This is a genomic window from Njordella aestuarii (assembly GCF_056494165.1).
Genome location: NZ_CM151397.1, coordinates 1,575,207 through 1,601,966, shown reverse-complemented (window position 1 = coordinate 1,601,966; position 26,760 = coordinate 1,575,207). Strand labels below are relative to the sequence as shown.

15 protein-coding genes are annotated in these 26,760 nt (G+C 51.2%); 4 read left to right on the top strand and 11 right to left on the bottom strand.

All coding sequences use genetic code 11. The annotated features are described in order from the left end of the window. Nucleotides 1-109 precede the first annotated feature (109 nt). The 9 genes from SH451x_RS06110 to SH451x_RS06070 form a co-directional block, all read right to left on the bottom strand. Entirely contained in the window at nt 110-1,159 is a 1,050-nt protein-coding gene (locus SH451x_RS06110; protein ID WP_479361559.1) for a hypothetical protein, read from the bottom strand. Nucleotides 1,160-1,188: 29 nt separating this feature from the next. Next, nucleotides 1,189-3,678 (bottom strand): hypothetical protein, encoded by a 2,490-nt coding sequence (locus SH451x_RS06105; RefSeq protein WP_479361558.1) that lies wholly within the window; start codon nt 3,676-3,678, stop codon nt 1,189-1,191. Continuing rightward, nucleotides 3,675-7,559 (bottom strand): coiled-coil domain-containing protein, encoded by a 3,885-nt coding sequence (locus tag SH451x_RS06100; protein WP_479361557.1) that lies wholly within the window; start codon nt 7,557-7,559, stop codon nt 3,675-3,677. The genes SH451x_RS06105 and SH451x_RS06100 overlap by 4 nt, the downstream gene beginning before the upstream one ends. Continuing rightward, nucleotides 7,552-9,783 (bottom strand): BatA domain-containing protein, encoded by a 2,232-nt coding sequence (locus SH451x_RS06095; protein ID WP_479361556.1) that lies wholly within the window; start codon nt 9,781-9,783, stop codon nt 7,552-7,554. Before SH451x_RS06095 ends, SH451x_RS06100 begins: the two co-directional genes overlap by 8 nt. Further along, nucleotides 9,780-10,733 carry a DUF58 domain-containing protein gene (locus SH451x_RS06090; RefSeq protein ID WP_479361555.1) on the bottom strand — a complete coding sequence of 318 codons (954 nt, stop codon included), beginning with the start codon at nt 10,731-10,733 and terminating at the stop codon, nt 9,780-9,782. The genes SH451x_RS06095 and SH451x_RS06090 overlap by 4 nt, the downstream gene beginning before the upstream one ends. Further along, nucleotides 10,730-11,686 (bottom strand): AAA family ATPase, encoded by a 957-nt coding sequence (locus tag SH451x_RS06085; protein ID WP_479362888.1) that lies wholly within the window; start codon nt 11,684-11,686, stop codon nt 10,730-10,732. The genes SH451x_RS06090 and SH451x_RS06085 overlap by 4 nt, the downstream gene beginning before the upstream one ends. Nucleotides 11,687-11,815: 129 nt before the next feature. Then, a complete protein-coding gene (locus SH451x_RS06080) occupies nt 11,816-12,676 on the bottom strand; it encodes a DUF4159 domain-containing protein (RefSeq protein ID WP_479361554.1) in 861 nt (286 codons plus the stop codon). Nucleotides 12,677-12,815: 139 nt separating this feature from the next. Beyond that, nucleotides 12,816-15,434, bottom strand: a complete 2,619-nt coding sequence (locus tag SH451x_RS06075) for a tetratricopeptide repeat protein (RefSeq protein ID WP_479361553.1) — start codon at nt 15,432-15,434, stop codon at nt 12,816-12,818. A 236-nt stretch (nt 15,435-15,670) separates the two neighbouring features. Then, nucleotides 15,671-16,324 carry an ABC transporter ATP-binding protein gene (locus tag SH451x_RS06070; protein WP_479361552.1) on the bottom strand — a complete coding sequence of 218 codons (654 nt, stop codon included), beginning with the start codon at nt 16,322-16,324 and terminating at the stop codon, nt 15,671-15,673. A gap of 178 nt (nt 16,325-16,502) precedes the next feature. Here SH451x_RS06070 and SH451x_RS06065 point away from each other — a divergent pair, with 178 nt between their 5' ends. From SH451x_RS06065 to SH451x_RS06050, 4 genes are all read left to right on the top strand, one after another. Next, nucleotides 16,503-17,429: a deoxyribonuclease IV gene (locus tag SH451x_RS06065; RefSeq protein ID WP_479361551.1), complete on the top strand. Its 927-nt coding sequence runs from the start codon at nt 16,503-16,505 to the stop codon at nt 17,427-17,429. 30 nt (nt 17,430-17,459) lie between these two features. Further along, nucleotides 17,460-18,950, top strand: a complete 1,491-nt coding sequence (locus SH451x_RS06060; protein WP_479361550.1) for a phytoene desaturase family protein — start codon at nt 17,460-17,462, stop codon at nt 18,948-18,950. Between the two features lie 64 nt (nt 18,951-19,014). Continuing rightward, the gene (locus SH451x_RS06055) at nt 19,015-22,038 is read left to right on the top strand and encodes a CRTAC1 family protein (protein ID WP_479361549.1); all 3,024 of its coding nucleotides are present in this window, start codon (nt 19,015-19,017) and stop codon (nt 22,036-22,038) included. 33 nt (nt 22,039-22,071) lie between these two features. Further along, complete coding sequence (locus SH451x_RS06050) at nt 22,072-24,516, top strand: heavy metal translocating P-type ATPase (RefSeq protein ID WP_479361548.1); 2,445 nt, start codon at nt 22,072-22,074, stop codon at nt 24,514-24,516. An 18-nt stretch (nt 24,517-24,534) separates the two neighbouring features. Here SH451x_RS06050 and SH451x_RS06045 read toward each other — a convergent pair whose 3' ends face one another. Next, the gene (locus SH451x_RS06045) at nt 24,535-25,386 is read right to left on the bottom strand and encodes a hypothetical protein (RefSeq protein WP_479361547.1); all 852 of its coding nucleotides are present in this window, start codon (nt 25,384-25,386) and stop codon (nt 24,535-24,537) included. 97 nt (nt 25,387-25,483) lie between these two features. Continuing rightward, nucleotides 25,484-26,731 (bottom strand): LL-diaminopimelate aminotransferase, encoded by a 1,248-nt coding sequence (locus SH451x_RS06040; RefSeq protein ID WP_479361546.1) that lies wholly within the window; start codon nt 26,729-26,731, stop codon nt 25,484-25,486. Nucleotides 26,732-26,760: the final 29 nt, after the last annotated feature.

Genomic DNA, 26,760 nt, shown 5'->3' with positions numbered 1-26,760 from the left:
AAAAATCGACAGGCTTGATCAGAAATTAACTGACTTTAGAACATAGATCGTGCGTTTGGTTACCGCCGATTCCGTCCGGCCCAAGCCTGGAGCACGTCAATTTCGGAAACTATTCAGCTACAGCCTCTACGTCAGGTTCGCGATTGTAGACGTCATAAAGCTGCAGGAGAATTCGTTCGAGACGCGCATAGTAGTCGTCCTCAGCAAGCTTCAATTTCTCGGAACGCAGACTCTCCAGTTGACCTTCAAGCTCGTCCCGTGCTGCGATCTGCTCGGGCGTAAGCGATTGTGTTTCGTCGCTTGGCACAAGCACAATTCGTTTCGCGACATTGCCATCGATATCGGCGGCCTCTTCGGTTTTCCCAACAACTCGCAGTCCATCATAGAAATCGACGCTTGTTCCTTTTCCGTCTTCGTTATCTTCCAGCAATGCATTTTCCGTCGTCAGCCGCTGCGTCTCTTCGTAAAATTGCTGCGTGCGATGACTGGCGGCCAAAAAAGCTTCCAACAGACTTACTTCCTTATCATGATCCAGGTCGACTTCCTGATCATTGATCGATTGTGCAAAGTTAACGGCAAAACGGCTATAATTAATTTCCGACGCATTCTTCGTCGCCGTGATAACGACGCGATTTGGCCCCGTCAAAGTCGGTAACCACGCGCCGCTAGTGGAAAAGCAACATGCCACAACCAGTTGCGAATTCATTCCCTGTAACGCTTCCTTGACCTCAAGGTCACTCACGTCAGGACCGCTGAGATTGAACCGAAAGTCTTTTCTATTCGCCGTTCCGTGCCCGATGAAGATAAGCCAGCGTGCTCGATCCGTAGGCGTTTTCTGCCAGTTCTGAATCGCAGCCAGCAGGCGATCCCGGTCTGACTGAACGCTCGCGGAGTCGCTAGTGGAGCTATCCAAACCGTCAAGCTCCGAGGCAATAATTTGGTATGCCAAACCGCCTTGTTCGCTGGCATCCTTCCAAGCTGTCGCGGCCTTCGTAAAATCTTCTTGAAACGCCGGTTCGCCAATCGCTCCAACCGCGATAACGACGTCGGCTGTTTTCGATTCAACGGCATCTGAAGGAGCGTTCTCTGCCGAACATTCAGGACGTTCCTGGATCATCACCAGACATACTGCGATGAAGAATGCTACGCCGGATCTCATGTGCATTAGCTTGTCAATATTAATATGCATTACGGAAGCCCTCGCCATCGCCGCAGTCCCCACTCGGTTAGGAGCGCCGCAAACGCAAACAGCAAGATATAGCTCTGGTGCCACAACGGCTCAACGCGACGAATCGTTTCGGCCAAATTAAGCTCCGGTAGCTTGGCCGCTTCACTCTCCAATTCGGAAAGCTGCAACACTCGTCCGCCCGTGCGCTGCGCCAACCTCTCCATCAAATCGGCATTCGGCTGCAGCTCTCCAAGTTCGTCGGCTGCTTGATTAATCACAAACCCCGTCGCGTCGGTCCGAATGACCTCACCTTCCGAATCCAAAGCCGTCGCCGTTACCACGTAAGCCCCATCCTCACCCGGATAAACCTGGCTCAAAAACGTACCAGGCTCATCGTCACTTGGATTCGCCAGTTGTTTGAGTGTTTTACCGTCCGGAGTTTTGACTTCGATATTGACCGTGACATTGTCGATAGGTTTGAACTCTTCGTCGAATACCTTCACCGACACCGATTTGGAATTACCGTCTTCCGTTGAAGCTTCAGTGTTTCCTTTGGTAATCATAACTTCCGCATCTACTCGATCTGGCACATCCGTAATCATCCATCGAAATAGTTGTCGCCAAGCGATCATGGCCGGGTTTAGTTTCGGGTCATCGTAAGTCGCTGTTCTGCCAAAGCTCGAACTCGGTACTTCATGGGTTGCTTTTGGATTGGCCAAAGCCCAACGCCAGAAATCACTCAACAGAAACGCCCCTGTCTTTCCGCGTCCAAACCTTTGCGTTGCAAGCAGTGGCGTCGACGTACCACTAGGATCTTCACCGGAAGCGTAGACGACCGCACCAGGCTTAACACCACTGGATAAACTTGGTGAACGAAAAAGCGGCATTCTTTCAAGCCGTTCTCGCTCTTGCGGTTCGGTTTCTTCAATTCGCAATGAAGGCTGAAGCCATCCTTCTCGTGTCAAGTCGAACTTTAACTGATCAAGTTTGCCAGAGGCATCATCGCGATTTGCAAAATAGAACGGCATTAGCTGAGAAAACGGACCGTTGACAAACGCTCGACCGCGGAACGCCTCTGCTCCGCCCAACATCAGCAGCGTCCCACCACGCTCGCTTACAAAACGCCGAATCATCTGCATCTGACTCGAAGTAAAAAAATCGCTCTCCATATCATCGATCACAACCATATGATACGCATACAGTTCGGCAACTGTTTCGGGGAAACCTTTGCTCAGTTCTTGCGCGTCACGCACTCCCAGGCGAATGAACACGGGCTCATCAGATTGTTCAGCAGCTCCATCCGAATTATCTTCAAAACCTGAAAATAACGAATTAGAATCAGCCACGGTCTGGTCGCGAAACGTAAACTTCGCTTCACGCTTTGCGATGCGTATGAGACCAACCAAATCAACTTCGCGATCCATTGTCATCGCACGGCGCAAGAATTTGAAATCCCAGTTTGGCCGTCCGGAAATATAAAGAACTCGGTAAGGGCCAGCTCCGCGGTTAACAACGACAAAGCGTTTGTTATTCGCCAGTGTCGTTTCGACCGTCGAGTCACTTCCGGAGAGTGCTTGAGTGTCTTTGGACAGGAATGCCTCAAGTCTGAAACGCTGCACGCCGGGTTTGGCCGACGTGAACCGAATCGGAACTCGATGCTCATCGCGATCTGCTGGCAGTGTTACCGTCTGTTCGTGAACTTTCTCATCATCGTCATTGATAACTCGAATAACAATCGATTCACCCCGAACGTCGATGCCATCCAATCGAACGTCCATGCCAATTGGCGAGCTTTCAAAATCAGCGACCTGAACAGAGACGTCAGCGATCCTAAGGTCGATCAACTGGGCGTTCTCGCGAATCATTACCGGATAGATACGAACCGGCGATGTATCCGATTCTGACTGACTTTCAATAATCCGATCAAGTTGTTCTGCATCAGTCGCGTTGCCGTCAGTAAACGCAAACAATGCTACAAGTGGTCGCTTTTGCATTCGCTGCTGAACGACTTCGATCGCACTTGCAAGATTAGACTGACGTTGGTCAAACGAGACGTTGTTTAATTCGTCGAGCGACCGCGTTTCAGAGCCAAACGCATATCGCCGCACATCAAAGTCTTGGGCAATTCGGCGTTGCCAAGCAGCGTCATTGGTGAGGTACTGTGATTGTAGCGAAGCGACTTGATCGGAACTAACGCCAATATTCATCGATTCGCTCGCATCCAAAAGAACGCCGACAACGTTCTCTTGTGGACGCGGCCATTCAAACGAATTCATCGGCTCCAAGAGACAAATCGCAATCGCTGCGAATGCAAGTGTCTTCAGCAGCATTGAGATCCATGTCGCAGGTCGCTTCAACACTCCGTGCGACGAATAGTTCCACAGCATCAACAGCACAACTACAATCGTACCGATAGCCGCGACGGGCCACCAAGACGATCGATTGAAGACGAGTTCGGCAACGGGAAGCTTTATCGTATTTAAAAACATGCCCGAACAACTACTAATCATTGCCCCGCTCCGAGGTTCTCATAATAGGTTCGTACAGCTTCTTCGTAGCCAAGCGGAATCGGATCTCGGTCTAAGGGTACAATCGCTTGGTTGTTTCCCTTTTTCCGTTGCAACTCTAAATCGACCCTGTTGATCAACTCCTTCAAAGGTGACGCAATCAGTTTATCGACAAGCTCCCACTTGGGCTCTTCTGAACGGCGTTTGAAGTCCGTTCGCATCTGCCTAGCAGCTTGCCGAACATCTGCCGCCAGCGCACGGTCTTCTCGGTTCTCGAGCAACTGCTCTACGCCCCGCAGCGCGTCATTCCATTCGCGAAACGCCTCACCCGTAAGCGGGAGATCTTCCGCGGCTTGCTGCTCTTGCGAGAAACTTCGCAATTGGTCCAAAAGGTTTCCGCCGCCACCGCCACCTGCTTGGTTCTGACCGCCAGAACCTTTCTGGCGACCTCCCTCCGCTTGACTCGACTCGCTTGCCTCCTGCTCTTCGCTTTGTTCTTCGCCATTCGGCCCACCACCGCGATTGCGATTCTGAGCCTGTCCTTGTTGTCCTTGTTGTCCTTGTTGTCCTTGTTGTCCTTGTTGTCCTTGTTGTCCTTGTTGTCCTTGTTGTCCTTGTTGTCCTTGTTGTCCTTGTTGTCCTTGTTGTCCTTGTTGTCCTTGTTGACCTTGCTGACCTTGTTGTCGTTCACCTTGGGCTTGGCGTGGAGTGTTGGGGTCCCGTGGTTCGTTTTCTGCTTCACTAGCACCAGGTGCACCAGTTCCTGATTCGGACCTCTCTTGATTCTGATCGGAAGATTCGTCCTCAGGGTCATTCACTTCACTTCCACCGCCCTGGGCAACGTCACCGTCACGAGGTTCGCGAGCTTCTTGTGGCGAAGCGCCGTCAGGCCGATTGCGATTGAGCTCTTGATCGATCTGCTCGCGCAATCGCTGAAGCTCCGAGGCCGCTCGCTCTAGGTCAGCAACGTCACTTCCCAGAACATCCTTGGAGGCCGTCTGGATATTGGACTGAAGCTTTTTAAGGTTCTCAAGTGTTTCGTCAGCAAACTGAGTTGCTTCTTCTGGCATAGCGCGGTCCATCAGCAAAGACTGTGCTTGGAGTTTTTCATCGACTCGATCTCGCTGCGTGTCTTGGTAGGCGTCATATAAGGCGTCGGCTAATAACGGTTCAGCTTGCTCTGCCTGAAGAACGGTTTGTTGCATTTGTTCCTGCAGATCCTTAAGCACTTCACGTTGCCTCTCGATCTCTGCCTGCAGTTCTTCTTTGGAGTCCTGCGCTCGCAAACCCGGCTGGTCATCCGCACTGTTGCGAGACTGCATTGACTCGCGAACTTGCTCTTGGCGTTCCACCAAATCTTGCGACTGGGATTGGAGGTTGCGAAGTGAATCAGACAGATCGCTTGCCGTTTGCTTTCGCAGCTCCTGCTCTGTTTCCTTTAGGGTTTGTTCTGCACGAGTGCCCGCCGTCAACGCTTGCGACGTGTTGCCTTCACGAAGATTCTCTGTTGCTTCTTGAATGTTTTCACGAGCCTGCTGTGTTTGCTCCATCGCTTCCTGCATAGGCTGCGACTGTTCTTGCGCCATTTGCTCCATCAGTTCGTCCGTATCCTGCAACAGCTCTTGCTGCGCATCGCGCAGGCGCTTTAACTGGTCTTGCACTTCTCTTTGTTCTTCAGGAGTTTGAGCATTCTGCAAGGCCGACTCAAGCTGGCGGATTTGTTCGTTCAAATCAGACTGGCGTTCCGCTAGCTCTTTAAGTCGATTCTGTGCCTCTTGCGCTTGAGCCGATTGCTGTTCTTGGGGTGAAGATGCTTGCGACTGTGTTTCGTATCGATCTTGATTTTGATCCAATTTCAATTGATCTATCTGTTGTTGTCGCTGAGCCGATGATGCAGACGAAGAGCTTTGCGACTGTTGATTTTGCGATTGAACGATCTCGTGCTCACGGGCTCGCAACTTCAATAAACTCTGATAGCTAGCCTGTTCACTGGCCAGAGCATCTACCATGGCCTTGTCGATTGTGTCTAAGGCCGGGTTGGAAAGAGAATCGATCGTCAACTGCATCGTTCGCAAGGCGTCCTCTGCAGCGTCAATCGAAATTGGATCTGTGATCTCCGTGATCGCCTCCCGCAATTGCTCACGAGCGGTCGTTTGTGATTCCTTTACGATAGCGACATCCGACTCCCACAAACTGCTTGGTTCATCGCTTTTCATTTGACGTTGGAGATTCCAAGTTGCGGACAGAATTTGCTTTTGCAATTGAAGCAATTCCTCTGCCTGCTGGCCAGCTGACGATTGCTGTTGTTGCTGCTGTTGCTGTTGAGCTTGACTGCCAGGATTTTGGCCTTGGCGGTAGATCTCCTCAAACGGTCTTACTTCGGCAAAGAACAAGTCGCTGGATGTCCGTCGAACGTTGCCGTCCGCGTCATAGTCGTCGGCCCAGATCCAATAGCTTATTAGCTGGTCTGGCTCTGCACCGAGAGCTTCCATATCAAACAAATGTTCCAGTGACGTCTTCTTTAGCAAATCTGCTGATGTCGAATGAACAACGACCGCTTCATCCGTTGTCGACTGGTAAACAAAGCTGATCCCATGATCAAGCAATGCATAATCGTCGTTGATATCAGCTGCCACACGCCACTCTTCTAGCGGTGAAACGCTCACATCCGCCCCCGCAGTCATCTTGATAACCGGAGGCAAGTTAGGAACAACAGTTACGTGAAGGAACGTGTCAAGTTTAGCAGCGCGGCCAGCGTCGTCGGTAAGCGAAACCTTCCACTTCCCTGACTCCTTCGGCTGCATGGATACGACGTACTCGTTAGTAGCGTTTTGATCGAGCTCTGCTGTCTCAATCGTGCCGTCTTCGCTAATTAATTCGCACTTGACCAACGGCTTGTTAACAAACAATCGCCACGTAAGATCGGTCCCGGCGACCAATCGCACACGTCGAGTATCTTCAACGCGGTTTTCTGGCAACTGCGTGTACTCAGGATACTTCAACAACGCATCCGTTCTTTGTAATTCTGGATAATCGAACACCGTGATGTTGTACGTTTCGGAGACGGCCGAATCGAATTCGATTGCATAACGAAAGTCGGATTGGATATTGGATACTAGCTGCGTAAAGATTGGATCCTTCAGCGAAGGTCGCATCGCTTCAATCCGTTCAACAGGCTGTTCGTCTGCGGGCAAAGCAAAGTTTTCGTTTTCTTCGAGTTCCGCTCCAAACACCGTTCGCAAGTTGACGTCTAGCGGTGTTCGCTTTCCAAAAATTGCCGAAATCGTAAGCGAAGAGCCTCGTTCAATTTCAACGGACCCCGGTTCAACCTTGAGAGTTTCAAGATCCTCGCTAAGTTGTACGCTGGATATCGATTCAAAGCGGCCGCTAGCGCTGCGCGTTGACAGCAGCACAAAAAACGCTCCAAAGGCAAGCAGCAAGCCGAAATTCAGGATGCCCACCAGCACAACCTGTTTCGCCGAAACGATGGAAGTCCAATGGTTATAATGTGCATGCCTCAACGTGCGTTCCCGCACCTCGCGGTTTAGCAATGGGTTGCTCCAGAGTCGCGAGTGTGGATCGACCGCCGTTGTTAGAGATTGTTTCAGTTCGGGAAACTTCTTCTCAACTTTCGTTGCCAACGCCGATGCCGTGGGCGAGCGACCTTTGATAGCGAACCAGCAGCAGGTCAAGACCACCGCTACAACACTGGCTAAAGTTATGATGAAGGTAGAGTTCTGGAACAAATCATAGCGCTCGAGCTTGGACAAGACCGCCAGAACCAGGAGAACGAGCAAGCCAATGAGCGCCACGCACCATGCCATCCGCAGACGATTGATACTGCGACTGATCTGCCACAATTTGATGTGAATTCGATCATCCATTTCCCAATGGTTCCTTCATTCTTGAGTTGCGCCGAACGGAAAACGCCGTTTCCAGCACGATTGAAACCAAACCTGCGAGCAGAAGCCAACGCCACCACTGCTGTGACGATTCCAGTTCCGTATCTCGCATCTGTCGCGCGTTGTTCTCTAACTGAGCTTTTAACGCCATTTCCCCAACGCGAATTCCATAACTTTCCAATTGATCAGAAGTTGTCACGGAAAAATCACATTCTGGACGAGCAAGGTTGGCCGCAGCAATTCGCCGCGTTTCGTCGTTAGGATCCGACCACCAATAAAGTCCGGGACGATCAGGCGTAAACGACTTTCCTTCTTCCAAATTAATGATCGCTTGATCTGGACCGTTGATCTCCGCTACGCCACTCAAAGTATTGATCTCGATCGGTTCACCGACGACCCAATTCAAACTTTCCGATTGTCGCCCTCGTCGGCTTGCAGCGTTCAAAAGAATGGGAACGAACTTCGTCGACAATGCCAATTGTGAATCGGATGTCTGCCAGCCGCTGCACAGGAGCAAATAGGATCCACTGCCAACTCGACGTTGCAACAACGCCGGCGTTCCCGAATCAAATTCTGCTAAAGTCGACCAATCGGCAGCCTCCAACCCCGCGACCTTTCTCGCCTTCCAAAAATGTATCTTGGTGAAGTCGTTCGATTTTGGATCGTTGAATGGAGCGAACATCCGATTCGAATAGTCAATCTTCTGTAGCAACAAGAAATCATCAACCATTTCCTCGGACAGCTCAATTTTTTCCGCATTGAAAGAACGCTGCCACCAAGTTTCGAACTCGGCCCCTTGCTTCGGTTCTTTGTCGAGCACCACCATCACAACACCGCCATCAGCGACGTATCGAGCGAGCGGTTCCGCAGATGCAGCCAAAAGATCAGCATTTGCTACGACGAGTGCAGGTGGAACACTTTCTTCCAGGATAGTAGCTAGCTGTTGTGAGTTGATAACGTTGACGCTCGGCAACAATGGGTTTTGATCGTCGGAAAGCTTGGTTAAGAAGTACCCAATATCTTCGCGGTCGATCACAGCCCCCCGATCATTTAAATATACAAACTGCATCGGCTTGGGTCGCGACTGATGAAAATAGTACTCGTTATCGAAACTAGTCTCATCTCCTACCAGATTGATTGAACCCGTCTCAAACGTAGGCCCATCAATTTGTAGCACACGAGTTTGACCAGCAGCGACTTCGAACTGCCCCGGGACTTTCTCTGTCTTCGCATTTGAGCTGACGCCGCTTGCTTGTTCCGAAACTCCTTGTTTTTCCTGCCACAGCAATTCAAAGTTAGAAGCTTGCGATGAAGCCTCATTGTCGATCCTGACGCGAAACTTCGGTTTGATTGGCAGTCGCGAGTTGTCAGCTGCTTTGGCACTATCTCCCGAAGCAACTTGCTCGGAATCGCCTTCATTCGCAGCCAATGCAACTTGGTTCGGTTTGAGCGAACCTAACAAAGTAACAATTGCATTCCCCAAAGTTTTAGGTGCAACGGTCGTCACGTCCAATCGCAGCCCATCAGGCCACTGAATTTCTTGTAAGCGATCTAAGTCTTGTTGCGATTGCATGTCGCTGATCAATACGAGTTCGCTAATCGTGTTCGGTAAAGCTTGACCGCTAGCGCGGAAGCTCTCATACAGGTCAATCGAACTTTGCAGTGCAGCGACCAAGTCTGTTGTGTTCCACGTCGCGCCCGCTTTGTCTAATTCGTTAACGGCACCGATTGCCAAGTCACGCCAATTTGCGTCGACTCCGTCGGCCTTACTTGATGCGTCAACCAGCACGGTCGGTTCGCGATCGAATGCGACGACGCTGACAGAGTCTGTCACATCAAGATCATCGATAGACTCCTTCGCCGCTTGCATGGCCTGCTGCCAAACGTTCTCGCGTCGCATACTCGCGCTTCGGTCGATCAATACGATGCGGAACCGAGTCGCTTTGTTCAAGGCAATATCGGCTGAAGCAGGCAAAAAAGGCCGCGTGAATGCGAATGCAAAGAGTCCGAGAATCGCAGCCCGCAACAGCAGCAGCGGCCAGTTATCAATGCGGCTTTTACGCGTAACTTTGGGCGACGATGGGGAAAGGAACATCAACGAACTAAAAACTTGGTCGTTGCGCGGCTGTTTGCGAATTAAATGCAAAACAATCGGTACAGCCAGAGCCGCGAGGGCAGCGAAATAAAGAGGAGCGAGAAAATTCATCCGCGACCGCCTCCTCGGGAAGAGGAACGCGACGCGGCACGCCCGCCTGTGCGAGAACGACTCGAGAACCACTGCATCAGCAAGTCGCTCAGAGGCTTATCGGTCGTCCATTCAATCAGCTCGACTCCCGAAGCATCGCAAAGATTCGACAATGCCAGCCGATGCTCGTTGAATCGTTCGCGATATTGCTTACTGGCGACCGCTGGTTCGATATACATTAACTTACCAGTCTCTGCATCGCGCAGCGTCACCGCTTCCTTGGGCTGAAAATCGGCTTCGGAAGGATCAAGGATGCGAATGCAGCAGACGTCTTGCCCACGAGCAGACACCAGATTCGTTGGCAACTGAAGTTGGTCGATCGGTGTCAGAAAGTCGGAGATCAACACAACCAAGCCGCGAGTTTGAATCGTTTCCGCGAGTTGTTGCAATGGAAGATCCAGTCGCGTTGCATCCCCGCCAGCTTGATTGTCGATGGAAGCGATGACGCGCTGCAACTGCCCGTGCCTTCGTTTTGCCGGTACAAACTCTCGCACCTGAGAATCGAATGCAACGAAGCCCACTGCGTCGCGTTGTCGCCAGAGGTAGTTGGCCAAAGTTGCTGCAATGGTCTGGGCATAGACTAATTTTGTATGGGAAAGCGAGCCGAAATCCATCGATCGGCTAAAATCAAGCACGATATAGCAGCGGCGATTCGTTTCATCGCGATACTTTTTTACGCAATACCGGTCGCTTCGAGCGTACAAACGCCAATCTAAAGTGCGTGGGTCATCTCCAACTGAGTAGGGCCGATACTCATCGAACTCGACTGAGAAACCATGCATCGGACTGCGATGAAGGCCGCTCTGAAATCCGTCGACGAGCATTCTCGCACGCAACTGCAAGTTTTTGATTTGCAGCAATGCGTCTGGATCGATTTGAGATAGGTGTCGTGGATCTACGACCGCACTCATAGCGTCGTTTCCTTCAATAACCGATCGATACAGTCTTCGATGCGCACGCCCTGTGCTTCAGCTTTGTATGTCAGGATCAAGCGGTGTCGTAACACAGGTAGCGCGAGAGCTTTGATATCGTCAATTTCGACGTTCGATCTACCTTGAAGAAGTGCGCGAGCCTTTGCACCTAACACTAACATTTGAGCCGCACGCAACCCCGCTCCCCAAGCCAGCCATTCGTTGGTAAATGCAGGGGATTCTGGCCGCCCCGGACGACTTGCCGCGACCAACCTAACAGCATAACCTGCGACTTTTTCTGCGATCGGAACACCGCGAACCAAGCTATGAAATTTCAGCACATCTTCGCCCGTAAAAAGCGGCTCGATCGGCTCGGAATTGCGTGACGTGGTCTTAAGAACAACATCGAGTTCGTCGGCGTACGGCAAGTAATCGATGTACACGTTGAACATAAATCGGTCCAACTGAGCTTCAGGCAGCGGGTAGGTGCCTTCCATCTCGATCGGATTCTGCGTCGCAAGAACAAAGAACGGTTCCTCAAGTGTATACCTTTGTCCGGCCACTGTGACTTGATGCTCTTGCATCGCTTCCAACAGTGCGGCTTGGGTTTTGGGCGGCGTACGGTTGATTTCGTCGGCGAGCAAAACGTTGGCAAAGATTGGCCCCTTCACGAAATGCATGTGACGATGGCCATCCTCATGCTGCTCTAAAATCTCAGTACCGGTGATGTCGGCGGGCATCAAGTCGGGCGTAAACTGAATACGCTGGAAATTTAGATGGAAGATTTGCGAAACGGATCGAACCAGTAGCGTTTTAGCGAGCCCCGGCGCCCCTGTAATCAAACAGTGCGTTCCCGAGAAAAGGCAAATCAGCAACTGCTCGATTACTTCCTTTTGACCGACGATTGTTTTTGAAAGTTCGCGATCGATTCGGTCTCGTGACTCGCGAATCATCTTGATCAATTCAGCTTGTTCTTCTAAGTTGCCTAACGTTACGCTCACAGCATTCTTTCTATCTTTTAAATGAAATCGTCAACGAAGCCGGACTTGCCAAGCCATGGACCTAACAAAATAAAACACTGCCTAATGGGTCATTGCATAAACGACTATGTTGATACCCATGGGATACGCTTTTTTGACCGAAAATTCTTCGAAGTACCATGGATTGGCAGCTTCTTGTTCCCATCCATCACCCAAATCGGTGTTATGGCAAATAAAGACCATAATGCGACCATCGTCGTCACTGATCGCTCGATAATTGGCTTTCGATGTATCCGAGCCCCATCGCTCTTCCCATGTAACATTGGTACCGCGATACATTTCCGCGATTCCAACGGCAGGGATCTGAGGTTTCTCTTTTAAATCATACACGCAGTGAAAGATCTCATGTTCCAGTGGGACTTCAGTAATCGGTCGGTCGGGAAAGACTCGTTTGATCTCTCGCTCGAAGTTGTCGTACTCTTCGTCGCCCCAAAAATCGTCGACCATCATAAAGCCGCCGTTTAGGAAATAACGTCGTAGAGCAGCAACTTCCGATTCGCGAAAGAACAAACTTCCCGGCTCAATCATGTAGAGAAACGGGTAGTTGAAAAGGTCCGGCATATCAAGATCCACGATTACCGGCTCGGGATTCACCTTCAGAGTAGTAAGCTGTTGCAGCCGAAGTGAGAAGTTAAGGTCGCTGTCGCGATAGTCGGTGGCCCACCCGCCACGTCCGCCACCGCCGCGATATCGATCAGACTCGTAGCGAACTCGTGCAAACGTAAAAAGATCGGTTTTAAAACCTGGATCGACTTCCCAGTCTGGTACGCCATTGCGGCTGGAAGTATCCAAATAACCCCGTCCGCCGCCGCGGCGACGCCCCCCGCCTTCCCATTGCGCAAAGGCTGTGACGCTGGTGGCGACCATCAAAATTGCGATAATAATTCGGCTGCGCTTGCTCATGAATTCCTATCAAATCGTCTTCGACACGTTAGAAACAACGACCAACCTTCGATCCATTCACTTGGGCCGTTTATTGACTGCATATGCCGTCATGGCCCCAGTTTAGCAGATTGCATGTCGCGAGTTTTTTCGTGGAGGCCTACTTTTCTGTCTCATTTTCGACCGCCAAACCCGGATCCGCAGAGGCAGAGCCTAGTTCATGTAACCGTTGCAAAGCAGCTAAGTATCGCGGCGCTCGCTCAAGACTCTGAAGTAAATGTCGCTTGGCACTCTCTGGCTCAGCCGCTGCCAATGCCGTACCAATCTTGAAATGAAGTTCGGCTGGGTCGATGGGGTCGATCTCCAGCAAGGCAAGCAGCGAATCAACCGCCGTCGTATTTTCGTCTTGTTTCTCGACGGCCTCGATCCGTGCACGATGAGGCAAAGTCCGCATCGGCTGAACGGCCAGATAGCGGTCGCCCCAAAGTTTGACTTGCGACCAATTCTCTCGTTGCGTATCGATCTCAATTAGCCGCTCCAGCGCACTGACCGGATTGGGACAGATTTCGGCAAGTGCGGTAAGGGCCTCATACTCGCTCGCGGGATCCTCTGTGTTACGGTAGCAAACCGCTAACATCGCATAAACGCCGTTGTTGCCGGCATCAAGCGGTTCGAGTTTCTTGAGCTCTTTGAGGTGCTCGATCGCGCTCTCATAATTCTTGCGCTGCATTACGATTTGTGCCTTTGCCCGCAGCGCTAGTGCGCTTTTGGGATGATCGGTGAGGAACTGATCAAGCTGTTCGGCTGAAACAGTTGCCCGTTGCTGGCGGAATGCCTCTGGTACCTCGGCTGCAACTTCTTCAGCAGGCGCATCCTTGGGAACCAACGGCGTCCAATCCGCGTCGGGCGCGTATGCTTCGGCTGCACTTTTGGCAAAGGCAGCAAATTGATCGTCCAGCAGCTTGAGTGAACCAGTCAATCTTTCTAGCGTCGCGTTGATTGGGAGCCCGTTACCTAAGTCGTCGAGCACCCGTAGCATCGCTTCAAGTCCATAGTTCTCAATCAAGAATTCTACGGCCAACGACGACTCAAAATAAGCGAACTGCAGATGCATCGGAGATTTCGGACGCAAGAACGCACTGCTTAGATCGCTCAATGGCGTAAAGTCGTCGCTCAGCACCATTTCTCGGTAATGCCGATCCATTGGCTGGCCCCAAGTAGGATTCTCTTTACGCTCTTCGTAGACCGAGATCCCTTCGCTCAGCCATCGCGGCATTCTGTTTTTGGACTTTTGAAGCGTCACCACGTGGCAGTATTCATGCCACAAAACCGATTCCCAATTCGTTGGTGTTTCGCCCCCGGAAACCGGCGAATTCGCTGTGATTAGCTGGCCAAAACAGACGCCCAGATAGCCCGCACCACCGGGAAGCCCAAATGTTCGGATGGCAAAATCTTGCTGCCGCGGAAAGATTTCAACGTATACAGGTTCAGTCAATTCAGCTTCGTACTTCTTGACTAACGTATCTCTCGCTCTGCTTAACAAGTCAACTACAGCATTGCCGTACACCTTGGCTTCACGAGCGTCCATACGAATCACAAACCCCGGCGCTTCGAGCGTAGTGAACTTCTCGAGCTCTTCCTTGAGTTTAGATAAGTTGAATGCGACGACGTTGTATTGATCTTGAGCGCGAACAGCCGAAAGAATTTGCCAACCTTCTTCCGTCTGCCCCAAACGCAGCAGGTCTTGACCAAGTGCAAACAACGCAGGTTGATACGAGGCGTCCATCATGAGGGCGCGGCGTTGCGACACGACAGCATCTTCAAAACGATAGTGCCGCGACAGCTTTTCACCGATCACAAAGTCAACTTGTGGGTTTAATTTCCACGGCTCGAGCGCTTTCCGCCGCCATTCACCTTCCTGGCCATAATCTCCCCGCAAATGCGCAATAACAGCCCGAAGCGCCCAAGCCACTGGCAGCTTGGGGTTAATCTCCAGCACCTGCTCAATTGTCGATTCCGCTTCGTCGAGCTGTTCAGCGTCGATATCATTTTCTGCCGACATCAACAATGATAAAGCATGTTTTGGGTTAAGCTGCAACGCTTTCTTGAGCGATGCCGTCGCACGCTCGCCATCGCTTTCTTCCCAAGCCTTGGCGTCCAAGTACGCTTGCATGGGGTCGTTCGGCGATGCCTCCATGGCTTTCGCAGTCGCTTCGGCGGCCACTGCAAAGTCGGATTTGGCTAGGGCAAGTTCGGCGCTGGCTTGCAGAGCTTCTACGTTGTTGCTGTTGAACTTGAGGGCTTTGTCGTAGCAAAGTTCCAAAATTTGACGCGGATCTTCGCCCTGCGTAACAAGCAATCGTCCAAGAGGCACAAGGTCGTCTCGGCCACTGTACTTCCACGGTGTTCGCTGCACCGATTCAGTTATTGCAGAAAGTTGTTTTCTTGCATCGATCGTCCGATTGTTCATCCGGTAAACGTCGACGCCGATCAAGCGTAGCCGAAGATCTTCCGCAAATCGCTCTAAGCCAGTCTCGTAAACACGCAATGCCTCAGCGTACTTCCCCGTTTCCAACTGGCACTTGATCAGTTGCCGCGTCCACTGAGGGTTCCAGGTTTTACGGTCGACTTCTTCCTGGCAAGCAGCCTCGCATGCCGCATAGTCCCCCTTATAGAACATGGCTTCAACCTCGGCGAAATCGGCTGCCAGCGATCGATCGGAGGTTAGAGCTAGGACGCAGCAGAACAGCAGGGCAGCTTTGTTTATCGCATTAAACATAGGCGGGCAAACAGCGGTCAGCAGTTGAAACAGAAAATCGAGGCGAGGGAATCTATTCAACTATAACGGTTCGGCGACCAAGATGCACGTTTATTCAGTCCCTGCCAGTTGTGAATGCCCGTTGCATGCAAAACAAGCTTCCTACATCACCGCGGATGCAGCTTGAAGACGGCAACGCGATCATGAGCCTACGCGAGCGGAAAAATCTAATTCTCCGAGCTTGGCACGCCGTCAATCTAGCTCAGCTTCAACATGCGGGGCAGGCGGTTGGCCAGTTCCATACTATGCGTTACGACTACCAACGAAACTTGTTCCTGCTTTTGCAAGTCCAACAGCAAATTGGCGATCACGTCGGCGCTGGCCGGGTCCAAACTGCCAGTTGGCTCGTCAGCCAATACGATTTTGGGGTTCAAAATCAGAGCCCTTGCGATGGCGACTCGCGCCTTTTCACCGCCGCTTAACTGGCTAGGCAAATGCCCTGCACGTTGCGCGAGACCGACTTTCTCAAGCAACCTTTCGGCACGATTACCGATCGATTCCGTAACGGCACCCTGAGCCAGAACCGGCACCAGCACGTTTTGAATCGCAGTCAACTGAGGCAAGAGATAGTGATCTTGAAAGACAAATCCAATTCGCTCGTTGCGAAAAGCAGCAAGTTTCGTGGCGCTCAATTCGTACGGTTCGATGCCATCAATGACGAGGGTTCCAGACGTCGGCGGATCAAGCGTGCCTAAACAGTGCAGCAACGTCGATTTGCCACAACCGCTGGGCCCCACCACTGCCAATGCTTCAGCTTCGGCGAGTTCTACTGACAACTTATCAAATATCACCAGTTCACCGTCTGGCGTCGGATAAGTTTTCCGCAAGTCTTTCGCAACCAGGCTGCTCATGTAAACTTTCGTTCAATACGTTTGGAATTCGGACGGCTTGTAGACCTGAAAATGATCGGATTCGATTGTAACACGATTTTCAGGTCCTAGGAAAACTGCGACGATCTTTGCGGATCCTGGCAAATCTGTTTCGTCTTCTCGTTAAAACGCACAGCCTTAAACCTTAAAGCAAAACATTATGACTTGGAAGTTCGGTTCGCATATGAGTGTCGCCGGTGGAATGCACTTGGCAATTGACGGAGCTCATAACCTTTCAATGAACGCGTGCCAGGTTTTTACGAAGAACGCAAGTCAGTGGAAGTGCAAACCGTTAGACGAAAAAACTATCGCTCAGTTCGCCGCCTCGCGAGCCGCAGCAGCTATAGACGACGTCTGCAGTCACGCATCCTATTTGATAAATTTAGCGACTCCCAACGAAGAACTGTGGCTTAAGTCGATTGATGCGTTAGTCATCGAGCTTGAGCGCGCGGATGCGCTGCAGCTGACGGGAGTGGTCGTCCATCCTGGGGCTTACGTCGACAGCAACGAGCAAGCTGGACTTGAACGCATCGTCCGGGCTGTGGAAAAGATTTTTGACATGTGCAAACCGATGAAGACTTCTCTGCTGCTCGAGAACACCGCAGGACAAGGCTCAACACTAGGTTGGAACATGTCGCAGTTAGCTTTCGTCCTGTCAAAATTTCGCAAAGAGAAACGCTTGGGAGCTTGCATCGACACGTGCCACGCCCATGCAGCCGGATATGACCTGTCGACCACTGATGGCCTCGATAAACTTGTTCAAGAGTTGACTGATTTCGATCTGGCCCCTCGCGTTGCTGTCATCCACATGAACGATTCAAAGAAGGAAGCCGGCTCTCGAGTGGATCGGCACGAGCATCTGGGCAGCGGAACTATTGGCGTGGACGGCCTGACACGGTTCATTCACCAGCCGATTTTTGCGCCGCTGCCTATGATTCTTGAAACCGCTAAAGGGACGAACGACCAAGGAGAAGACTGGGACGCCATTAATATGCGTCAACTTTTCCAGATTACGGGGCGTAAATACTCGATGCCGGAGCTCGCCGCCGCGAAACCCACGGCAAAAGCTGCCAAAGAACGGATTTAGGTTTCGGGAAATGTCGGATAGAATGAGGCGATGATGACGACAGATTTTGAAGACATTACCGCTGAACCTACCGCAACAATCGACGAACAAACGACGACGGCTCCAGTCCACGTCGATGGCGTGGAAGAGTATGACACGATCATCATCGGAGCTGGCATGTCGGGGCTGGCGGCCGGTATACGGTTGGCCTACTACGATCAGCGTGTCTGTATCTTGGAACGGCACTGGACGATTGGCGGATTGAATTCGTTTTATCGCATGAACGGTCGCAACTATGATGTTGGACTTCATGCCCTAACAAACTATACCCCCAAAGGCACGAAGAAGGGGCCACTCTCGCGATTGCTCAAGCAGTTACGAATGCGGTATGAAGATTTCGACTTGGCCCCTCAAAGCGGTTCCGCCGTTCGATTTCCCGGAGTCCAACTGCGGTTTAACAATGACATCGATTTCCTGCGCAGTGAGGTCGCGAGTAAGTTCCCATCGCAGACTGATCGCTTTGAAACGCTGTTGCAAAGACTGATCGACTACGACGATCTTCGTCAAGAAGATTTTGAACTGTCGACGCGGGAGATTTTGAATGAGATTTTCGACGAGCCATTGCTGATAGAAATGCTTTTGTGCCCGCTGATGTGGTACGGCAACGCTCGCGAAAACGACATGGATTTCGGACAATTCTGTATTATGTTTCGAAGCATCTTCATGGAAGGTTTTGCAAGACCCGTGGGTGGAGTCCGCTTGATCTTGAAACATCTCGTCCGGCGTTTCCGTTCGCTAGGCGGCCAGCTCAAGCTACGTAGCGGCGTTGCAAAGATCCACGTTGATAACGAACGTGCCGTCGCAGTAGAACTCGAAGATGGCCGTACACTTACCGCCAAGAACATTCTATCCAGTGCTGGAATCGTAGAAACACTTCGGATGTGTGATGACAGCAGTGAAGCGGTGACGGCCAGCGCTGGTGAAATGTCGTTTATCGAATCGATTTCGGTTCTTGATCGACAACCAAAGGCCATCGGATTTGATGAAACAATCGTCTTTTACAACGACTCGCCAACCTTCCACTGGCAAAAGCCCAACCAGCAATTGTGCGACATTCGCACTGGCGTAATATGTTCTCCTAACAACTATGCTTATACGGAAGCCAAGCCTGGGGAATCGGAGGGTTTTATTAGATTGACGACCATTGCAGACCACAACCAATGGATGCACCTTTCGGAGGATGACTACCGCCGTGCGAAACTTCGGTGGTACGATGAAAGCGTGGCCGCGGCTGTGCAATTCATGCCTGACTTTCGTCGATACGTTGTAGACACCGATGTTTTTACACCAAAAACGATTCGGAGATTTACCTCGCACGACAACGGAGCGGTTTACGGTGCGCCCAAAAAGCAATTAGATGGTACGACTCACCTTAAGAATTTGTTCTTATGCGGGACCGACCAAGGTTTTGTTGGCATCATTGGCGCGATCGTCAGCGGAATTTCGATGGCCAATATGCACTGCCTGCGAACAGAGCTCTAATCTCTATTTTTATAATGGCTGATTATTCAGATTATTCAGCTGGACCTTAACCGAGCTATTGATCGTGCTTTCCTTTGATCGTCGAACCACCAATAGCCTTGTCCCCTCTGGCACTCGACCTTGGATGGCTCTGACAGCCGTCCTGCTGCTGACAACATTGCCCAGTTGCACTCCCGCTCCATCAAAAGCCGGGAAGGAGGCAAAACAACCAGAGAAGGGGAACCTCTCAACAGCGAAAAAACCGAACGCTGTTTGGGCTATGAATTTGATGCAACGCGGCGAACTCGATCAAGCATTTGAGGAAGCGTCGCAAGTCTTATTGTCGAACCCAGCCGACCCTCAAGCGCTGTATGTTGTTGCACATATACTGAAGAGCCGAGGCGATACGTCCGGCGCCATCTCGACGCTCGAATCCATCCCCGCTGAACATGTACAACTGGGAGTCAAATCGCGCCAAGAGCTAGCGACTTGGTTGACGGAAGAAGGACGCTGGAAGGAAGCCGAAGTCCTGCTCGACGCGCTGCTGGAAAAAAACGCGAAGGATCAAATCGCTCGTCGCGCGCTCATACAACTTTTGAATTTGCAGGGTCGCAGATACGAGGCAAACAAACAGATCGAGCGACTGCTTGCCGAAGGCTTGGTTGACCGCGTTCAACTCTTAGCGATGCTAGATCCATCGGAACCGTTTGACACACGGATCATCGCACAAGCCGCTCTCGAAAAGAACCCAACCGCCGTCCTTCCAATACTGACTTTGGCAAATTATTCGCTCTTCATGCAGGATTATGAGACTGCGATTGTCGAATTTGGGAAAGTTACCGCGAGCCCTGACGCACCGGCATCGGCTTATTCAAACCTCGCGCTATGCTACGCCAGAACTGGTGATTGGAAAAAGCTGGAAGCTCTTTTTGCTCAATTCCCTCGGGATGCATGGCGATCACCTAACGCATGGTTAGCCGCAGGCGCTTTCTACGAATCGATCGAAAACTTCGAAGCCGCTTTGGGAGCGTACACCAACGCCGTCCAAATTAACGCAGTTGAACCTGAAGCATTGAACGCTCTGGCTCGTATCTTTACCGCGACGGGAGAGTCTGAAGCCGCGCGTCAAACGGCGGAACGATTGGCTAGGTCTGCGCTCATGCGAGAACGACTCAAATTACTAGCGCGAAATATGGACGACGTTGAATCCATGAAACTGATTGCCGAAGATCTTCAATACTTTGGACGCAATCACGAAGCGTTGTTTTGGTTGGCGATTGCACTTAAAGGACAAGAACCGCCCCCCGAAACAGCTGCAAAAATGCAGGAACTTTCGAACATTATTGCCAAAGAGCAAGTAGAGTTGGGCCGGACCTGGCCGGCGCTCGAGCCATGGCTGGAAACGTCACTTCCACCACTTGCTGGTTCCAACGCGACGTACGCTGACCCGAGAACGGATCTTGCCAGCGAGTCAGTTGTGACCTTTGCTGAAATCGGCCAAGCAATCGGCGTAACATTTCGTTATGACATGGGGCCGCTTTATAACGGTGGCTTCAACTTGTACCAAACGAACGGAAGCGGTATCGGCGTAATCGATTTTAATTTGGACGGATGGCCGGACATCTACTTGCCTCAGGCAGCAGGCAAACCACTCACCCCAGAACCGAGCCGCACCAACGCCCTTTACCAAAATATTGCTGGCATCGCTTCGGACGTTCACGCGCAAGCAAAAATCGATAACGACCAATGGGGACAAGGAGTCGCTGTCGGAGACTACGATGGCGACGGGTTTCCGGATATCTTTGTCGCCAATATCGGAAGCAATACTTTATGGCATAACCAAGGCGATGGCACTTTCGAAAGAGTCGATGTGCCGACATTGCAAGACAAAAACGATGCGATGACAATTTCGGTTGCGATGGCTGACGTCAATGGTGACGGCTTGCCCGATTTGATCGAAGTAAATTATGCGAACACGCGCGAAGTGCTCGAAAGACTTTGCGGTTCGGACGACGGGCATGTTCGAGCTTGCGCGCCCACTGAGTTCGCGTCAGCCGATGATCGCATCTTGCTAAATAGCGACGCGCATGACTTTCTCCCTATTAATGAAGCTTGGAATTTGCCACTCTCGGGCGGTCGAGGCTTGGGGTTAATTGTTGGCAACCTTGATCAAAAAGCCGGCAATGACGTCTATATCGCCAATGACATGAACGCCAATCACTATTTGATGAGCGTCCCAGTTGAACAAGATCCTGCAGGCACTGCATCAAACTCGGTGCAGGGGCCGTTTCGTTTATCAGAGCAAGCAGCGATGCGAGGTCTGGCACTGGACGGGCAGGGCCGAGCTCAGGCGTCGATGGGACTTGCGGCGGGCGACATGGACCGGGATGGTATGTTCGATATTTTTGTGACGAACTTCTACGACGAGTTCAACGTACTTTATCGCGGCCAGCGCGGCGGCATGTTCACCGATTCGACTGCGCTTTTCTCGCTTGCAAAAACAAGCAAGCAGACTTTAGGCTTTGGTACACAAGCGGTTGATTTTGACCGCGATGGCCAATTGGATCTGATGGTCTTGAACGGCCATGTCGATGACTTTCGCTCCGAAGGCAAACCTTTTCAGATGAAGCCGGAACTGCTTCGGGGCACGCAACGAGGCTTTGTTGATTTCCCGACAGCATCCGCAGGTGAATATTTTAATACCGCTGCGGTTGCTCGCGTTCTTGCGACAATCGATTGGAACAGAGACATGAAGATCGATATGATCGCGACGCACCTAGACCGTGAAACAGCGCTGCTGGAAAACCAAAGCATAACCAAGAATCGTGCGATACAATTTGAGCTAGTCGGAACAAAATCGGATCGCGATGCGACGGGTGCTGTGCTTTCTGTCCAAGCGGGTGATGACAAATGGACATTGGGCGTGGTAAAAGGAAACGGATTTCAGTGTTCCAATGAATCGTTGCTAGACCTTGGCATCGGTAACCATCAAAGAGTAGACGTCGTTTCGGTCCGCTGGCCCGACGGCCAAACTCAAACCTATGAAAATCTTGAAGCGGATCAGCGGTACTTGCTGATTCAAAACATCGCTGACGCAGTTACGCGTTAGGCATTTATCTCTACCATTCATTGGTTCTTAACAATGGCTAAACATATTGATCCGATCTGCGGGATGAGCGTAGACGAATCAACAAAAATTCGGGCGGAACGCGACGGAAAGACATACTTCTTTTGTTGCGAGAGTTGCCGGACTAAATTTCTAAATGGCGGCTCTAAAGAGGAATCGAGCAGTTGTTGCGGTGGCGCACAATTGCACGCCATCGGCGGAGCGGGAATGCGAAAACGCGCAACCAGCAGTGAAGCAAAGTATATTTGCCCAATGTGCGAAGGCGTTGAGAGCGATGTGCCAGCCGATTGTCCAAAATGCGGTATGGCACTTGAGCCATCGCAGCCCGTGTTAGCTCGCAACAAAGTCGAATTTCGCTGCCCGATGCATCCGGAAGTTCGCGAATCGTCCCCCGGCGATTGCCCCAAATGCGGCATGCAACTGGAAGCGGTACAGCTAAAACCGAATGAGCCTGACAAAAAAGAGCTCACGAGCATGACACTCCGGTTCTGGATCGCTTTTGCACTGACGGTGCCGGTTTTCCTGCTGGCGATGCTACCAATGATTGGCGTGCCGATCGACGACTGGCTAGGCCATCGTGCTGCGCAATGGGTACAGCTTGTGATTGCATCCATCGTTGTGTTCTGGGCCGGTTGGTCGTTCTTCGTGCGCGGATTCCAATCGATTAGAACGTGGAACCTTAACATGTTCACGCTCATTGCTTTGGGCACTGGCGCTGCGTATTTTTTCAGCCTTTTGGCAGTGCTTGCTCCGCAGCTTTTACCAAACGATTTAAAAACAGGCGGGCATGCACCGCTCTACTTCGAAGCGGCTGCCGTCATCATTACACTCGTGCTTTTGGGGCAAGTCCTAGAGCTTCGCGCACGTCAGAAAACAAATGGTGCTCTTCATGAGCTATTATCGCTGACTCCCCCCACCGCCATACTCGTTCGCGAGGGTGCCGAAAAAGAAGTGCTTGTTGAAAATGTCCAGGAAGGCGATGTCCTGCGAGTACGACCAGGCAGTAAAGTCCCCGTCGACGGGACAATCACTGAAGGGCAAAGTACGCTTGATGAATCGATGTTGACCGGTGAATCTAGCCCAGTTCAAAAAACGCTGGGAGATGAAGTCATCGGTGGAACTGTGAATCAATCAGGTTCGTTCTTGATGAAAGCAGTTAAAGTTGGCGACGATACTGTGTTATCGCAGATCGTCAACATGGTCGCTCAAGCGCAACGCAGCAGGGCTCCGATCCAACGCATTGCTGATTCAGTCGCGGGCTATTTCGTTCCAATTGTTGTTACCGTTTCCATTTTAACATTCCTGGCGTGGGCAATTTTCCAGCCTCGGCAACCAGCCCTCGTATTTGCCTTGGTCAATGCTATTGCCGTCCTGATCATCGCTTGCCCCTGTGCACTTGGGTTAGCAACTCCGATGTCAATCATGGTTGGTATTGGGCGAGGAGCGAAAGAAGGAATACTGATTCGCGATGCCGAATCATTAGAGTCCTTAGAGAAAACAGACACGGTCGTCGTCGATAAAACGGGGACCCTGACTGAAGGTAAACCGCGCTTGGTTGATTGTATCGCCGCAGAAGGATTTTCTGAAACAGACGTGCTTCAGTTTGCTGCGAGCCTCGAACGCAGTAGTGAACATCCAATCGGTGCTGCAATTTTACAAGCTGCCAGAGATCGCTCCGTCAAATTAGGTTTAACGTCTAAGTTCGAATCCGAAACAGGTCGTGGAATCCGCGGAACAGTCGACAATCGCAGCGTCCTAATCGGGCAAAAGAACTTCCTAAGCGATCAATCGGTAACCATTGACCCAAAGTATGTCTTACAGGCCGAACAGCTTCAGCAACAAGGTCGAACCGTCGTCTATATCGCAGTCGACAAAAGGTTTGCAGGCTTGATCGCCATTGCCGATCCAATCAAAAAGTCGACTGTTGCGGCAATCAAGCTGCTAAAGGAAATGAATCTTAAGATCATTATGTTGACCGGTGACAACGAAAAGACGGCGAAGTTTATCAGCGACGAACTTGGCATCGACGAGTTTCATGCGAACACTCTTCCCGATCAAAAACTTGCCTTTATCAAAGATCTCAAACAGCGTGGACAGCATGTTGTTATGGCTGGCGATGGGGTCAACGACGCTCCGGCACTGGCGGAATCCCATGTCGGGATCGCAATGGGGACGGGGACTGATGTCGCCATGGAATCGGCGGGTGTGACGCTGGTGAAAGGCGATCTGCTGGGAATAGTGAATGCGATTAAATTAAGCCGTATCACGATGCGTAACATTAGGCAGAATCTCTTTTTTGCATTCTTCTACAATGCAGTTGGAATTCCGATTGCTGCCGGCGTTCTTTATCCGGTCTTTGGCCTTCTCTTGAACCCCATGTTCGCGGCCGCCGCAATGAGCTTGAGCTCGGTGTCCGTTATTGCAAACGCGCTGCGGTTGAAATCGATAAGTCTAAGATAATATCGCACAGACACTTTGCTACCACTGCATGTATTCATCCAAGCTATCGCGGACGATTGCTTGGTTCGCGTTTCTTCCAGTCCAAAACTGAAACATGGAGGCATAGGTTGCGGCCAATACTTGCGTCGACTCTACCCAATTAAAATCAGCAAGCATCTCTTTGTTATGCTCAACGACCGATTGCTCCGAACGAAAATGCACAATTGCACTTGCGTTTTCCGACAACTTGCATTGGCGTATTAAGCTAACATCTAACGTCGTTAGAGGTGCAGATGTCACCAGAACTGCGATCTTTACTGGAGAGTCGGCGATCTCGTGACGCGACATTCGTTGAATCATGGGAGAAGTGGTCCCGGCACCGTTGGTTCCCCCATTCTCGACTGAAGTTGGCGAATCATGATCGAGACTTATCGCTACCAATCGTTCTGCAATCTGCGGCATCGCCAGACGCAAGAGATTGGCAAGCACCATATCGCCGTAGACTACGACTTTACTTTCTGGATCTGGATACTGCTCCAGTAGAACCTCCAGATGCATGGCGATCGCTGCACCATCCAAGTTCTCCGCCATCCAGTTCAATCCATCGCGTCTGGCCGCCGTTATCTGATTTGATACCAAAGCGGACTCAGCCACGCTGTCGAAAGGCAACTTTGATTCAGTTGTAACGGGCGATAAGAACGCAATGCCTTCGAAATTTAATGCGCGAATTCCGCTGACCGCCACAGCAAGTCGATCCGAGGCCACTTCCGCCGTCACGAATCGCCATTCGATTTGCGAATCAGCCGCAAGTCGCTCCATGATGAACTGAGTTGGATCGCCGACGACTGTTTCGCCGATCAGACAGATCACTGGTTCGACGATTCTTGACATTGATTTTAAACTACCATCCGATTTGCAATACGCCCTGTTAGCGGCGAATCGTTGAGAGCACAGGTACTTGGAATCCGCTCCGAGTACGATCGATTTATTAGAACACGAACTGGTCCAGCTTCAAGCGGCGAACGGTTTCTTCGATCATCTGATCTTCCGCAGCTTCGTCTTTTGCCACAAATGTAACGGAAAACCGCAAGAAGGCACCTGCATCGTCCCAGGGCACTGTAACAATCGAGTGCTCTGTAATTAAGTACTGAGAAGCTGCTTCAGCGTTGGCAAAGGTCAAGCCGCTCTTGGTTCCTTTAGGTGCTGGAGTGTACAGGAAGTAGCTACCGCCCGGCATCTGACACTGAAACCCGACACCCTTAAGTGCCGCCACCAGCTTGCTCATACGTCGACGATATTTTTCGCGGATTCGATTCGGTATCGAAGCGTCATCAAGCGCCGTTACAGCAGCTTTCTGAATCGCCATAAACTGACCGCTGTCGCAATTGTCTTTCACATCAGAAAACGCGGCCACGATGCGTTCGTTACCACATACCCAACCAATGCGCCAACCGATCATGTCAAAGCCCTTGCTAAGGGAGTGGACTTCTACGCCCACATCCTTTGCACCTTCTACTTCAAGAAAGCTGAGCGGTTCACCATCAAAAGTCAACATGGCATGCGCCGCATCTTGCACGACGATAAACTCATGCTTGTTCGCGAGCTCGATGACGCGACTATAAAAATCTCGCGTCGCAGTTTTACCGGTCGGACTGTTTGGGTAGTTGAGCACCAACATTTTGGTACGCTTCCAAACCTCAGGTGCAATACTGTCAAAATCTGGGAAGAAATCGTTGGCAGCTAGCAACGGCAGTCGATGAACTTCGCCACCGTAATATTTGGTATGCGTACCAGCTACTGGGTAACCTGGAACAGTCATCATCGTTATGTCGCCCGGATTGATAAAGCAGGCGGGTAGCATCGAGAGTGCCGTCTTACTGCCAATACAATGATTGACTTCGGACGCAGGGTCGAGCGAAACGCCGAAATTCCGCTCCATGAAGCGTGCAACTGCTTGTTTGTATTCGGCAATTCCATTGTCGGCATAGCCGCGATTGGCGACATCATCGATCTCAGCTTTCATCCGAACACGAACGTTCTCGGCCGCCATGTCATCGTTTTCGCCGATGCCAAAATCTAAAAGTGAGCGGTCCGGATAATCCGCCAGTGCCTTGCGTTTGGCTCGTTTGATCTTCTCGAACTTGTAGATCTCCGTTCCTTTTCCATACTGAAGACCACCAATTCGGTCGGCAAACAACTTTTGAAAATATGGATCAGCCGAAACTGTAGCAGGCATAGCTCAATTACTTCAAACGATAATCAGGG